Genomic DNA, 13,571 nt, shown 5'->3' with positions numbered 1-13,571 from the left:
AAACACTACATATTTCTCAATTATGTAACAGCAGGATTAAATCTCTCTCACAATGAATGATTTTTAAGGTTTGATGCCGCCATTCTGTTTTACACTAATCAGGCATGGGTAAATGGTCTTTACAGTATTTCCCGTAACTATTAGCAGAACAGGCAGGTGATGTGCATTGAAAACAAGAGACAGTTACTTTGATAACGCGAAATTCTTGTTGATTATTCTTGTTGTATTTGGCCATCTCATCCGTTCATTTATTGATAATAATGATGTGATGCTTCACCTTTATAAGTTTATCTACACCTTTCATATGCCTGCATTTATTCTGGTATCTGGCTATTTTGCCAAGGGGTACAAGAAAAAAGGCTACGTTCGAAAAATCGCCAAGAAACTCATTATCCCCTATTTAATTTTCCAAGGAGTTTATTCGGTATATTATGTTCTTATTCATAAACAGGATAAGCTGGAGCTGAACCCTTTAGACCCGCAATGGTCCCTTTGGTTTTTGCTAAGCTTATTCTTCTGGAATCTGATGCTTTTCCTTTTTACAAAGATTAATTGGAAGGCGGCTCTTGGAACTTCCTTTCTGATTGGGATCGCAATCGGTTATGCTGATTTTGACAGCAGCTTTTTAAGCATCGGAAGAACCTTTGTATTTTTCCCGCTGTTCCTTATGGGGTTTTATATGAAAAGAGAGCACTTCCATCAATTAACCACGGTGAAAGGAAGAACCGTGTCCGTTCTCTTCCTTGCGTTAACCTTCAGCATGTATTTTTTCCTGGAGTTTGATTTTGAGTGGCTTTTCGGTTCAAAGCCTTACTCGGCATTTGGAGAGGAAATTGCAGCCAGTGCTCTCATACGCACAAGCTTTTACATGATGACCGTCGCTTCTACACTGAGCTTTCTGGCCATTGTTCCGCAGCGGGAAGCGTTCTTCACCTCTTGGGGCACAAGAACCTTTTACGTATACCTCCTGCATGGATTTATTATAAACGGGATTCGGAACAGCGCTGCGGAGGAATGGCTGAGCGATTACCAAAGCATCGCGATATATGCTGCAGCCGCTGTGCTAGTCACATTCATTCTGTCATCGAATTTCGTCAAAACCTTAACGGAGCCTATTGTAGAATTAAAAGCCACACGCCTTAAAAACAAGTTTAAATCTATACAGCAAACATAGCACGCTGGCTGGTCCCAAGTAATGCGGGATCAGCCTTTTTTAGATGAAAAACGTTTCCCGCAGGCTGGAATGTGTTAAAATGAGTAATGTTTTAAAGCAGAATAATCTTATTAAAAGTGGTGGAAATTCATGAACATTGTGCTTAGCACATTAAATGCAAAATACATTCATACAAGCTTGTCGATCCGTTGCCTAAAAGCCTATGCGCAGCCGGAATACGATGCTGAACTGGCAGAATATACGATTAAAGACCCTTCTATAAACATCGTAAGTGATTTATTCAATCGAAACCCTGATGTTATCGGGTTTAGCTGCTATATCTGGAATATTGAAGAAACCATCAAGGTCATTAATATGCTAAAGAAAATCAGGCCGGAGCTTATCATCGTTTTGGGCGGTCCGGAAGTCACCTATGATACGCTCGAGTGGATGGAACGGGTTCCACAGGCAGATTATATCGTTATTGGAGAAGGAGAACAAACATTCAAACAGCTTCTTCAGGCTATTGAACAAGGTCATCCGATGAATGCTGTGAAAGGGGTTGCCTACAGGGAAGACGGGAAAATCAGGATTCAGCCTCAAGGAAACAAAGTGGATCTTAAAGAGCTTCCATCCCCTTTCCGCTTTCAAGAAGATCTCGGCAGCCTTGCCAAGCGTGTTACGTATATAGAAACAAGCAGAGGCTGTCCGTTCAGCTGTCAGTTCTGTCTTTCCTCGATTGAAGTAGGGGTACGTTATTTTGATCGGGAGAAAGTAAAAGAGGACATTCGTTTTCTCATGAACCACGGCGCGAAAACCATTAAATTTGTAGACCGGACCTTTAACATAAGCCGCAGCTATGCAATGGAAATGTTTCAGTTCTTAATTGATGAACACAGACCCGGCACGGTCTTTCAATTTGAGATCACCGCAGATATCATGCGTCCCGAAGTGATACAGTTTTTGAATGAACATGCTCCTAAAGGGTTATTCCGGTTTGAAATTGGAGTACAGTCCACAAACGATGAGACAAACGATTTAGTCATGCGAAGACAGAATTTCAGCAAACTTACCCGAACCGTTACGATGGTTAAGGAAGGGCAAAAAATTGAACAGCATTTGGATTTGATCGCCGGGCTGCCAGAAGAGGATTATCATTCCTTTAAAAAAACATTCAACGATGTCTTCGCAATGAGGCCTGAGGAACTCCAGCTTGGGTTTTTAAAAATGCTGAGGGGCACCGGACTTCGTCTGAGAGCGGCCCAGCATGATTACGTTTATATGGACCACTCTCCATATGAAATCTTAAAGAATAATGTACTGAGCTTCCATGATATCTCCAAAATTAAACAAGTTGAAGATGTGCTGGAAAAATACTGGAATGATCACCGGATGGATCAAACGATTGAATATCTGGTGGAGCACGTTTTTGAAACTCCTTTTGACTTCTTTCAGCAATTCGGCACGTTTTGGGATGAAAAAGGCTGGAGCAGAATCGGTCATCAGCTGGAGGATTTGTTCAGACGACTCCGTCTGTTCATTACTTCCATAGCTCCTGATCATTTAAGTGCTGCTGTCGCGCTTATGACATTTGATTATTTAAAAAACCAGCGCTATAAACCAAGAAAAGCCCTTTGGGAGGATACTATGCTTCCGAAAGAGGAGCGGGACCGGTTTTATAAACAATTGCTCAAGGAGCCCCAAAGACTCGGCTCTGTCTATGAGCAGAACCCTCTTACAGAAAAAGAGCTCTATAAGCACACAATAGTCGAGCAGCTTCCCTTTGACCTTGAAGAATACAAGCTGCACGGGAACTTGATCTATACTCAGACTTGGATGCTCATTCATTATGATTCAAATTCAAATGAAACACATATTTACACAACGAATGTGAACCTGGATCAGACCCGGGCCATATAAAGGGGCTGCCTGGATCGTCCTAATGAAAAAATGATTGGTATGAGTCCCCCGGTGTTCACAAGCATACCGGGGGGTTTTTGTATACATTCTAAGCAGTTTCTCCCGCGCTTAGCTGATCTCCCATAGAGCTGCTTGAAGCTATTATTCCTTGCAGGAATTCCGTTTCAATTGTTCTTTTATATCATATATTTTTCCTGAGTTGGCGTCACCAAATTCACTTCCGAATTCTTCTTGAAGTACATGAGGATCCATTGGCTTTTTGTGATTCTGCATCTCTTTGCTATGCTGTTTCTTGCTCATTTGGCTGTCCCCGTTTTACCCTGCAACCCTTTTTTTGAATTGCGGTTGGCATATTTCTTAGGATTTTCATGATTGAATTCTGCAGAAAATTCCGCATCAGCCATGCTTTCTGTCGGAGTATGATTGTTTTTTAGAGCCTGATGATTCGCAGCCTTTCGTTTCATAAACATCCCCCTAATGATTAAATTACGCAGCATCTCACTGCAGAATTATTTTTTCTCGGGAACCGCTTTTTCATGCTGGCAGTTTTTTCAGCGTCGTTCCTGGTGCTCATAAGCAATCAGGACAATATTTTCTCCAGTCCGATTGCGAAAATCATCCTCAAACTTCTGAAGCTTGCTAAGCTCCTCTGCATTAAGCTCAGCTACGGGAAATTGCGCAGGTTTATCCATTAAACTCCCTCCTTTCTCCGTTCATTGTTCCCTCTGTATAAGAACTTATGAAACAGCACGATGTCTGCTGAAAGAGGCAATGTCACGCTTCCTTTAAAAGAAGGATCTGCTGCAAAAAATAAAAACCTGTGCGTTTTCCCACACAGGTTATCCGATAATAATTCTTTCGGTTGGGTACTTGAAATTAGCTTCGGTTTCATTTTTATTCATCATCAGCAGCAATGTGACAATCCCTACTCTCCCTATAAACATAAGCAGAATAATGATGCATTTTCCTCCAGTGCTTAATCCCGCAGTAATGCCGAGCGAAAGCCCCGTCGTTCCAAAGGCTGATGCCACTTCAAATATTATTTCAAGCAGTGTAAAAGGTTCCGTAGCCGCAAGAATGACAATGGATACAAAACAGATGAAAATCGCTACAAGGGTCACAACCATGGATTTGATAATATCCGCGTGATGGACCTCCCGCTTAAAAAGCTTAATGGATTTCGTTCCTCTTGCAAAATGATAGATGAAAAGGAGGTTTAGAGCAAAGGTAGTCGTTCTGATTCCCCCGCCTACAGAGCTCGGTGAAGCACCGATAAACATCAGAAAGCTGATGAATAGAAGCGTTGCGTCTGTGAACTGGGAAACATCCATCGTTGAAAGTCCGCCGCTTCTCGTTGTAGATGATTGAAAGAGGGCATAGAAAAATGACTCATGCCATGGCCTGTACTTAAAAAAGCTTTGAGATTCCAGAATTAGAATGCCAACGGTTCCTAAAAGAAGGAGTCCGATGAAGGTTAGGGTCGTTACCTTTGCAAACAATGTAAACCGGTGTTTTTTCTCGTGGAACAGGTAAGCTTTTAATTCAATTAATACCGGAAACCCAATGGCACCGAGCGTAAGCAGCAGAATGTTAATAAACTGGATAAAGTAGTCTTTTGCAAAAGGGATGAGAGACTGTCCCGTTATATCAAACCCTGCGTTCGTAGTCGCGCTTACTGATGCAAAAAAACCCTGTAAATAAGCCTCTTCCCATGAAGGGAAATACTTCAGCATATATGTGCCTAATATCAGACCGCCTATCACCTCTATAGCAATGATCAGGATCAAGATTTGTTTAAGCAGATTGACCAGACCGGATAAATTGGACTGATTTTGGTCTGTCATAATTAAACGTCTTTCTTTTAACCCAATCCTCCGGCGTAAAATAAGCCAGATGAATGTGCTTAATGTCATAATGCCAATGCCGCCGAATTGAAGAATAAACGCTAAAATAAATATCCCGGGAGTCGTAAACGTGTCTTTTATGGAAATGGTTGTCAGACCGGTTACACTTACGGCGCTTACAGAAGTAAAAAGCGCGTCAATAAAGGTCCATTTCGCCTCTGGATTCCTTGCGAACGGAAGGCTGAGGAGCATTATAGATGCTGTAACAGCAATAAAATAATACGAAACAATGATTTTGGCCGGAGAAAGCTTTTGCCTTCTCAGCCTTTCAGCAATATGCATAGTAGACCGTCCTTCAACTTTAGTAGCTTTTACTATCTTAATGAATATTTCCCCTAAAAAAAAGGCTTATTCAGCAATTCGTTTATGAAATGTCTTTATAATGCCGTCATATATGCGTTTCTGATCAAAATTCCAACTATTGAGATAATTGAAAACGCACCGCTTTAATCCTCTGATCGTGAGGACGGTGGTATTATTATTTTCCTTCTCTTATCCCATTTAAACCATCCATCTCTGACTTAATGACTGAAGAAGAACGGCCATCCAGCATGATCTCTTTTACAAGGACTCTAATTGATAATCCGGACAAAAAAAACAAGCCTCTATGAGAGGCCTGTTATGAGGGATCAGCGCTGCTCCAGTCTCGCTATTCGATCCTGAAGATCAGGGTGAGTGGAGAAAAGAGAACGTTTGCGCTTGCTATTAATTTTAAGCGTTGCTAAAGAACTGTCTTCATCCCGGGTGCGTTCTGAATACTGCTGCAGGCTTCTTAGAGCATGAATCATTTTATCTTTCCCTGCAAAATCTGCTCCTCCGCGGTCAGCATGATACTCGCGATATCGGGAATATCCGAACACGACAAGGCTTCCTAATATGGAGAAAAGAATTTGGAACACGAGGATAGCTATAAAATGAACAACACCTGCTAATTCTTCCCGTACAAATCTAGATACAGCCCAGGCAGCAATTCTCGCGAGGAAGACTACAAACGTATTGACAACCCCCTGCAGAAGGGTCATCGTGACCATGTCTCCATTTACAATATGGGCAATTTCATGGGCGAGGACGCCATCTATAGCATTCTCATCCATTTCTTCAAGCAGTCCTGTAGAGACAGCTACAAGAGAACGGTTTTTAGAGGGGCCTGTCGCAAAAGCGTTAACTTCCCGTGAACGGTAAATACCGACTTCCGGCATTTTTCTCATCCCCGCAGTGCGGGCAAGTCTGTGTACACGCTCTACTAGATCCCTTTCTACAGGGGAAAGATTGTCATCAGGCTTTAATACTTGAACGCCCATCATCATTTTCGCCATCCAGCGGGAGATCGCCAGTGAGAACAGTGCTCCGGTAAAACCTACGACGGCACTAAACGCAAGAAGGGTTAAGAGATCGATTCCACCAGAGGCCGTTATATAATTGCCAACGCCTAAAACCGATAGAACAATTCCAATGGTCGTAATGACAAGAATGTTGGTTAATATAAATAATCCTATTCGCTTAAACATTTTTCACCTCATGGTTTCAAGTTCATATGAACTTATTATACAATAATTATAATCCCATCCTAATTTTATGACAAGCAATATGATCTAATGCTAACTTTCCAAGTTTAGAATAAACAAAAGAGGTGTGCGATGAACGAACCAAAACTAACCAGATTGGAAATGTCAGGCTTGCTCCATGCACTTGACCGGCAAAACGGTATGGAACTTGATAATTTTTTAAATACAAGGAACCAGCATACATCAAGTCTCATACCGGATTTTGTGAAACGGTATAATCGGAATAGAGCTAGCGCTTCAGGGCTTTCAACAAATGATATTGTGGCCTTAGGAAATCTTTGTGAGCTGACCGCCTTTAAATCAACCTCAATTCAAAACTGGATTAAACGTGATGTTAAAGAGCTGATCGGCCAACCGGCGCTCGGGAAAAAATACTCGATTGATCAGGCAGTCATTCTTTTGATCGTCCGGGATTTAAAGTCCATATATGATTTCGATACAATCCGCAAAATGATGAATAAGCTGTTTAATACTCTTTCAGACCGCACAGATGATCTGATAAGCCCTGTCGATTACTATGAAGCATATGCTGTAGTTCTTGACAAGCTCATTAACGAATCGTTCCACTTTCCGCCGGCTACGGACTTGGAAGAAAAAATCGAAATGGAAGCAGATATCATCCGGACAGCCTTTACACGCATTCCCCAAGACTCTTGGATTCAGATAAGACCCATTTTAGTGCTAACCGTTTTCTCTGTCCTTTATTCCCATTTGCTGAACAGAGCCCGGCAGTATCAGGAGCATTTTCTCGATCCATCCTAAGCAAAAGGTCTCGTTTGCGTATAAAGTCCAAGATCCTGGCTTTTGCCTGTAACGATTTGTTCGCAGATCAGTTTAGACAATACCATACTGTATACCGTTCCATTATCACCGTATCCCATCAAAAAGAAACAATCCGGCCAGTTTTCGTACATTCCGACAACTGGCAGCCCATCATGGGTACCCCCGTACAAAGCGCTCAAATAATAGTCTGCTTTTACATCATAATCAGGAAACAGTTTGTTTAATTCCTGAATAAGCAGGTCTCTTTTGTTTAGAAGCTTTGCGTCTCTTTCCTCAGGAATATTTGTAGCTTCGTCAAGGCCCCCTGCAATAATTCGGTTATCCGGAGTCGTCCTTAAATAGATGTATGGACGGGCCGACTCCCAAATCAGGCTTCTCTCATGCCATCCTTCAAAGTCCTCCATAACATTTGTCACGATCGTATACGTGCTTTCCATAACGGCATTTTTCTCTTTCTTCATTTCCAGCGTCTCGTAGCCGCCGCAAATGATGGCATACTTCGCCGCTATGGTTCTCCCTTTATCGGTGTAAAAGTGATTCTTCTGGCCTTTTCGTTTCATTCCATTAATTTTTGTTTGTTCAAAATATTTTGCCGCTGGCTTAGCTGCTTCAAAAAGCCCGTGAACAAATTTTAAAGGATTCATTTCCGCATCATTTAAATAATAAAGAGCGGCTTTCTTGCTGAAAGGATAACGGGAAGCAATTAGATCTTCATCCCACCATTCGACACTAAATCCGTGTTTTATTAGATACGAATATTCTTCTTTGAGCTTTTTCACATCATCTTTGTAGCTGGCATAGTAAAGACTGTTCCGGCGGGTGAAATCCGCTTGAATCGGCAGATCAGCACAAATGGCCTCAATGTCGCTGATTGCTGTCTCACAAAGCTTTAAATGTTTCGAAGCATTTTTTTCCCCGAAAGTATGAATCAATTGTGTAAATGTTTTATCTCCTGCATATTGGATGAGGGAAGTATTGGAAGATGTGCTGCCTTCGCCGAAAGACCTCTTGTCAGCTACCGCAACCGAAAGCCCTTGCTTGGAAAGCAAATAAGCACATTGGGCACCAGATCCCCCTCCTCCGATAATAAGGACATCCACAGTCATGTCTTCTTCAAGACTTGGATAGGAGGCAGGTGATTGAAATGTATCAGGCCAATACAATTTTCCGTTTTGAAGGTTCATTGGTTCATCCCCTTTTTACCGATAGCATGTACCAATGAATGACTTGTTATAAGCAAACAACTGAATGAAACCCTCTGTTTTCCATGAATAGTTTCAACTGGCAGACGGACAATAGAAGTACAGCTGGAAAGCTGAAAGGAGGGTTTAATTATGGCTAGAACCAATAAATTGCTGGTCCCTGGGGCAGAGCAAGCTCTTAATCAGTTCAAAATGGAGGTAGCTCAGGAGTTTGGAGTGAGTCTTGGAAAAGACACAACTTCCCGTTCCAATGGCTCAGTAGGCGGCGAGATGACTAAACGTCTGATTACACAGGCTCAGCAAAGCAATCACGGAAAAACTGAATAATGTGGAAATGCGCCGTGCGAATATGCCCGGCGCTATGTATGTAAGTTATGCATGAGAAAAGTGTGTGGCTGATAAACAAGGGGACGTCAATTTTGAGTCACCTTAAGAAGGCTCTTTTTTTAGTTCTCTTTTTGCTTTTCCTGGTTTCTTATCACCTGCCTGTAATAGCCCCGATCCTCCTCAAGCTCTTTCCTCATTTGATATTGTATCCTGATTTTTTCTCCACTAACATAGTGCACGGACTGTGCAACCTGTTTGTTTTTCTCTTTTCCAGATGAATCCCGCTTGTTTTCAGATCTTGAATCATTTGATCCGTCATCCTCGTCATCATCCGATTCTCTTCCATCTTCTCTTTTGTCATCTGAATCCTCATCGTCTGATTCTCTTTCGTCATCCGATTCTGAGTCCTCATTCCTTGATTTCAGGTCATCTTCTTGAGGCGGATACACCTTCTTTTTATCATCTTTTTGCTGTTTCTTTTCGTTTTTTTTGCGGGCATCTGATTCAGGATGTTCAGGAGCGGCTTCCCGCTTTGGCGGGACAGACGGAGGCTGTTTGGCCTTCTTTTCCATCTCTTTAACAGCATCCGGATCAGGCTTTGGTTTATTGGTATCCTTTTTTGGCTGTGGCTCTTTTTTACAGGAAGGTTCCACACATGGTCTTTCCCCATCTTCTGTATGACTGTTGGTGTTATTTTTCTCTGAGGCTGGTTTTTCAGGGGAATCGGGTTTTGGGGCAGGCTCATTTTTTCTTTCCGGTTCCTTCTGCTCCTGATTATTGTCAGGTTCATCAGTTGCCTTTTGATTTTTAATATACGCGCCTGTCGAGATTCCTTCAGCTAATGCTTTATTTCGAGTCATCATATCAGACTGCAGCGTCTCAATTGAGAGCTTGTTTTTAACATAAGAATTTTTTACAGACTGCACTTGATTCAGCAGAATTTTTCTAAAATGATCATCTTGGTGATCAATTACTGTCGTAATTAAAATGTTTTTTCCGTTTTTTACATATCCCATCGATTGGCTTTGAGAAATAATGCTATCGATTACTGACTGAAAGCGTTTTTTGCTCCAGTCAGGGAACGAAGAAAGCAGCTTCTCTCCCTCTTCATTTAGAGGGTCTAGCTGTATAACCTCCATATTCCCATTAATCGCCAGCTCAAAGCTGGGATTGATATCGATCGTCATGTAGGCGTACACTTTGTCAGAATTAAAAACTGGATACAGGCTGAAGAAAATTAAAATAATAGCAATAGCTGTAATAAAACCAATTCTTAATTGCTGCAAACCCAATAGTCCTGTGCGTTTAGGAAAAGAGGATCTCTCCGCTTCTGCAGCAGAAAATGAAATTTCTTCTCCGATTTGATAGTGGCTTTTCACATCCAGGGTTTTGACAAAGTGCCCGTCTGCAGTGAGGACAATGGCATAACTGTCCGTAAGATCGATGATGACCCCTTGTTTCATGCTTCAAGCACTCCTTTAATGTAATCCTTCAGATAGAGATAATCCCCTGTCATTATAACGGCCATGGCAATGATATATTTCCGATTCCGCTCAACCGTTTTTCGGCTGACTGAAACAAGCTTTTCAAGCTGTTTGACCGGGAGCTGTTTTTTTTGGAACAAAATTTTAACCAATTCCTCATGCTCTACAAGGGTTTTGGCCACTTGAATGGCATTTTGTCTTGCATCTTTATGCTTTGGCGAATGATCTATCAAATCCGCAATCGTTAAGTGAAACTCTTTTAAGACAGTCTGAAGGTGCAGGATTTCTTCTTTTCGGTGCTCTTGCTCGACTATTTTCTGATACTCCCCAATGGACAGATCTGCTTCGATCTTACTCTGGGAGGCTTCTCCTTCTTCATGCTCCTGAAGATCCATATTGACGGTTTGCGCATTCCGGGCTTCTTTTCGAATGTAGTCGATTACTTTTCTTTTTATAATCAATTCTGCAAATGCGAGAAGAGAATTTCCCCGCTCTGTTGAATACTTTTCTATCGCTTCATTAAAAGCAATTAATCCAATACTGAATTCATCATCTGTTTCATCTATATATCTTTTGCACACTGATGAAACGGTTTTTGCAATAAAAGGTTTATATTGGTCTATTAATTTATTTTGTAAATCCAGGTCTCCGCCCTGAATTTTGAAAACACTGTCTTCTAATGTATGCTTTTTCCTGCCAAATTTAAATAAAAGGCTGAGCAACGGATTCACCTCAGTTTCTCCCGATCATACTGCGTTTATCATAGCTAAATTATGATTAGAGCGCAAAGGAAGAAATTTGGAATTATCTATATAACCAGCACCAATGCTGATTTCAGCCCTTTTTCACAGGTGAAAACACCGATATAAAAGAGTGTTTTTCGTTATTTTTATCATTTCCCCTTATAAAAACCCTTATTTACGGGGTTAAACTGGTTTTTGTTACTTAAATGTAACGCTAATGACACATTGTTACATAGACCATCACGATATTCCCCTTACTCACTTAAGGAAGAAAGAACCAAGTCTATTGAACTGCTTCCTGCATCAAGCTTACCCTTCACCTCCTGATAAACGATTCGCATCCGTTTTTCAATTTGAGGGGAGTGTATGGAAAAGTTTTTATAATAAGCAAAAAGAACTAAACCCAGCCGTCATTTTAAGAAAGGAGTGACCAATGCGTAATTGGCATTGCGTAACAAAAATGTAATAAAAAAAGCTTGCTGATGATCAGCAAGCTTTTTTACATTATCCGTTTTCCGCTTTTTTATATGATGCTGATTCTTCATCAGCAGCGGGGTCTGATTCTTTTGAAAGGAACCAGCCACCGATTCCTATCAGGGCAAGGACGGTCCAGAAAATCCCTTTCCATAGCGGCGATTCAATAAAATGCTTTGAAATGAAATCTATTTCAGGATGAGCAAGTGTATACAATCCAAGCTTGACTCCTACCCAGCCTACAATCATAAATGCTGCAGATTCAAGATTCGGGCGCTTTTTCAGCAGCGTAACAAATGCATTTGCGGCAAATCTCATTATGATGACACCGATGATTCCGCCTGCAAGTATGATAATAAACTGTCCGCCGTCAAGTCCGCCAATTTCAGGCAGATTTGTAGGGGAGAGGGTTACGGCTAATGCTACCGCAGCGAGGATGGAATCAACAGCAAAGGCAAGATCCGCAAGCTCGACCTTAAGAACAGTCCCCCAAAATCCAGATTGCTTTTTAGGCTTGCTTTCCTCATTTTCGTCCTTTTTCAGTACATGGCGTTTTACTAAGTGGCTGATGGAGATATATAGAAGATATAAAGCTCCTATAGCCTGCACCTGCCACACATTTACGAGGAATGAGATCGCAAACAGTGCCCCAAACCTTAAGACCACGGCTCCGGCAAGTCCATAGAACAGTGCCTTTTTCCGCTGCTCTTCCGGTAAATGCTTAACCATAACTGCCATAACGAGTGCATTGTCTGCTGCCAGTATTCCTTCCAGAACAATCAGGATCAGCAGCACCCATCCATACTCTAAAAACAATGAAGCATCCATATTTTTCTTCCTCCTAATGGGTTTTCTCTTTCCGTCCCATTAGCGGCGCAAAAAAGACCTTTGCCGCTAATGGGCAAAGGTCTTGCGGAACATGTTTAAGATAACCGTTCATGTCAACAAAGCCGATGGATAGAAATCCATGAAATGACGACTTTGCTCTCAGATTTTAAGATCTGAGCTGCTACTCCCCTTTGACTGAGAGAGAATATTAATTTGTTACCTTCATAGTAACGAAGTTTTAAAGACTTGTCAATGGAAAGGCAAACAGGCAGGTATTGTTCTAAACCTTGCAGGCTCGTACATAAAATGAGTAAGAACGTCTGATAATGAAAGGATGCTTTTGTTCATGAACTGGCTTGAAGCCGCAATACTCGGGCTGATTCAGGGGCTCACAGAGTTCCTGCCGATCAGCAGTACGGGCCACCTGTACATCTTCAGAAACCTTTTTGGCCTGCAGGAAGCCGGCCTCTTTTTGGATACGATGCTTCACATCGGTACACTTATCGCATTACTTGTTTTTTACAAGGACCTGCTATGGCGCCTTATAAAAAAACCTTTTAGCCGGCTTGTATGGCTTTTAGCTGCCGGAACGGTTCCTGCAGTTATAGCAGGACTGCTGTTCAGCAGCTTTTTTGATGAAATTTCCAAAACAGGTGTGACGATTGGCTGGGAGTTTTTATTTACCGGGCTATTTCTGTTATTTGCAGACAAGATGAAAAAAGGAGCTCGCGGGCTTGAAAATTTAACACTGACAGATGCTTTTTGGATTGGTTCCTTTCAGGCACTTGCCATTTTCCCCGCCATATCCCGGTCCGGCCTCACAATCGCTGGAGCTCTGATGAGGGGGATCGAAAAGGAAACAGCTGCTTACTTTTCATTTTTGCTTTCCATCCCCGCCGTTTTCGGTGCTTTATTATTTCAGCTGAAGGATCTATCCGGGTATACAGGCCCTGCCATCGGCTTTCCTGCGATGCTTCTCGCTACCTTATCTGCTGCTTTTTTTGGATATTTAGCCGTCGCTTTTATGATTAGTTTTGTAAAAAAGCATTCACTTCGATGGTTTGCCTTCTATGTGTTCATTTTAGGCGGAGGCATACTGCTTCTTCAGGGTTTTGGAGTCTTTTAGTGACACGCTTTTCAAACTGGACTTCCCGCTTTAAACAGAAAAAACCCGAGAATACTCATGCA

At 41.8% G+C, this 13,571-nt stretch carries 14 protein-coding genes and 1 riboswitch; of the genes, 5 read left to right on the top strand and 9 right to left on the bottom strand.

From position 1 onward, the window contains the following. The first annotated feature begins 166 nt into the window (after positions 1-166). Both ACQCVE_RS10515 and ACQCVE_RS10510 read left to right on the top strand, forming a co-directional pair. Positions 167-1,174 (top strand): acyltransferase family protein, encoded by a 1,008-nt coding sequence (locus ACQCVE_RS10515; protein WP_426844988.1) that lies wholly within the window; start codon positions 167-169, stop codon positions 1,172-1,174. Positions 1,175-1,303: 129 nt separating this feature from the next. Further along, on the top strand, positions 1,304-3,073 hold the full coding sequence (locus tag ACQCVE_RS10510) for a B12-binding domain-containing radical SAM protein (protein WP_426844987.1): 1,770 nt from the start codon (positions 1,304-1,306) through the stop codon (positions 3,071-3,073). A 141-nt stretch (positions 3,074-3,214) separates the two neighbouring features. Here the strand turns inward: ACQCVE_RS10510 and ACQCVE_RS10505 are convergent, their stop codons facing one another. From ACQCVE_RS10505 to htpX, 5 genes are all read right to left on the bottom strand, one after another. Beyond that, a complete protein-coding gene (locus ACQCVE_RS10505; RefSeq protein WP_426862725.1) occupies positions 3,215-3,373 on the bottom strand; it encodes a hypothetical protein in 159 nt (52 codons plus the stop codon). Next, a complete protein-coding gene (locus ACQCVE_RS10500; protein WP_426845119.1) occupies positions 3,370-3,537 on the bottom strand; it encodes a hypothetical protein in 168 nt (55 codons plus the stop codon). Before ACQCVE_RS10500 ends, ACQCVE_RS10505 begins: the two co-directional genes overlap by 4 nt. Positions 3,538-3,624: 87 nt before the next feature. Beyond that, positions 3,625-3,765, bottom strand: a complete 141-nt coding sequence (locus ACQCVE_RS10495; RefSeq protein WP_426844985.1) for a hypothetical protein — start codon at positions 3,763-3,765, stop codon at positions 3,625-3,627. A gap of 147 nt (positions 3,766-3,912) precedes the next feature. After that, entirely contained in the window at positions 3,913-5,295 is a 1,383-nt protein-coding gene (locus tag ACQCVE_RS10490) for a TrkH family potassium uptake protein (protein WP_426845110.1), read from the bottom strand. 311 nt (positions 5,296-5,606) lie between these two features. Next, a complete protein-coding gene (htpX, locus tag ACQCVE_RS10485; RefSeq protein ID WP_426844984.1) occupies positions 5,607-6,485 on the bottom strand; it encodes a protease HtpX in 879 nt (292 codons plus the stop codon). A 129-nt stretch (positions 6,486-6,614) separates the two neighbouring features. Between htpX and ACQCVE_RS10480 the strand changes: the two genes are divergently transcribed. Then, positions 6,615-7,304, top strand: a complete 690-nt coding sequence (locus ACQCVE_RS10480; RefSeq protein ID WP_426844983.1) for a DUF1836 domain-containing protein — start codon at positions 6,615-6,617, stop codon at positions 7,302-7,304. Here ACQCVE_RS10480 and ACQCVE_RS10475 read toward each other — a convergent pair. Next, positions 7,301-8,509, bottom strand: a complete 1,209-nt coding sequence (locus tag ACQCVE_RS10475; RefSeq protein ID WP_426862723.1) for an NAD(P)/FAD-dependent oxidoreductase — start codon at positions 8,507-8,509, stop codon at positions 7,301-7,303. The genes ACQCVE_RS10480 and ACQCVE_RS10475 overlap by 4 nt on opposite strands. A 150-nt stretch (positions 8,510-8,659) precedes the next feature. Here ACQCVE_RS10475 and ACQCVE_RS10470 point away from each other — a divergent pair, with 150 nt between their 5' ends. Then, entirely contained in the window at positions 8,660-8,854 is a 195-nt protein-coding gene (locus ACQCVE_RS10470; RefSeq protein WP_426844981.1) for a small, acid-soluble spore protein, alpha/beta type, read from the top strand. A 119-nt stretch (positions 8,855-8,973) separates the two neighbouring features. Here the strand turns inward: ACQCVE_RS10470 and ACQCVE_RS10465 are convergent, their stop codons facing one another. The 3 genes from ACQCVE_RS10465 to ACQCVE_RS10455 form a co-directional block, all read right to left on the bottom strand. After that, positions 8,974-10,317 carry an anti-sigma-I factor RsgI family protein gene (locus ACQCVE_RS10465; RefSeq protein WP_426844980.1) on the bottom strand — a complete coding sequence of 448 codons (1,344 nt, stop codon included), beginning with the start codon at positions 10,315-10,317 and terminating at the stop codon, positions 8,974-8,976. After that, the gene (gene sigI, locus ACQCVE_RS10460; RefSeq protein WP_426844979.1) at positions 10,314-11,069 is read right to left on the bottom strand and encodes an RNA polymerase sigma factor SigI; all 756 of its coding nucleotides are present in this window, start codon (positions 11,067-11,069) and stop codon (positions 10,314-10,316) included. Before sigI ends, ACQCVE_RS10465 begins: the two co-directional genes overlap by 4 nt. Before the next feature lie 516 nt (positions 11,070-11,585). Beyond that, the gene (locus tag ACQCVE_RS10455) at positions 11,586-12,383 is read right to left on the bottom strand and encodes a TerC family protein (protein ID WP_426862721.1); all 798 of its coding nucleotides are present in this window, start codon (positions 12,381-12,383) and stop codon (positions 11,586-11,588) included. 87 nt (positions 12,384-12,470) lie between these two features. Next, positions 12,471-12,585, bottom strand: a riboswitch (yybP-ykoY riboswitch). 144 nt (positions 12,586-12,729) lie between these two features. Between ACQCVE_RS10455 and ACQCVE_RS10450 the strand changes: the two genes are divergently transcribed. Next, a complete protein-coding gene (locus ACQCVE_RS10450; protein WP_426862719.1) occupies positions 12,730-13,509 on the top strand; it encodes an undecaprenyl-diphosphate phosphatase in 780 nt (259 codons plus the stop codon). Positions 13,510-13,571: the final 62 nt, after the last annotated feature.

Origin of the sequence: Metabacillus sp. 113a (genome assembly GCF_050107635.1) — a bacterium.
Taxonomy (GTDB): domain Bacteria; phylum Bacillota; class Bacilli; order Bacillales; family Bacillaceae; genus Metabacillus_B.
The sequence above is the reverse complement of the archived record's forward strand: the minus strand, read 5'-3'. Positions and strand labels throughout refer to the sequence as shown.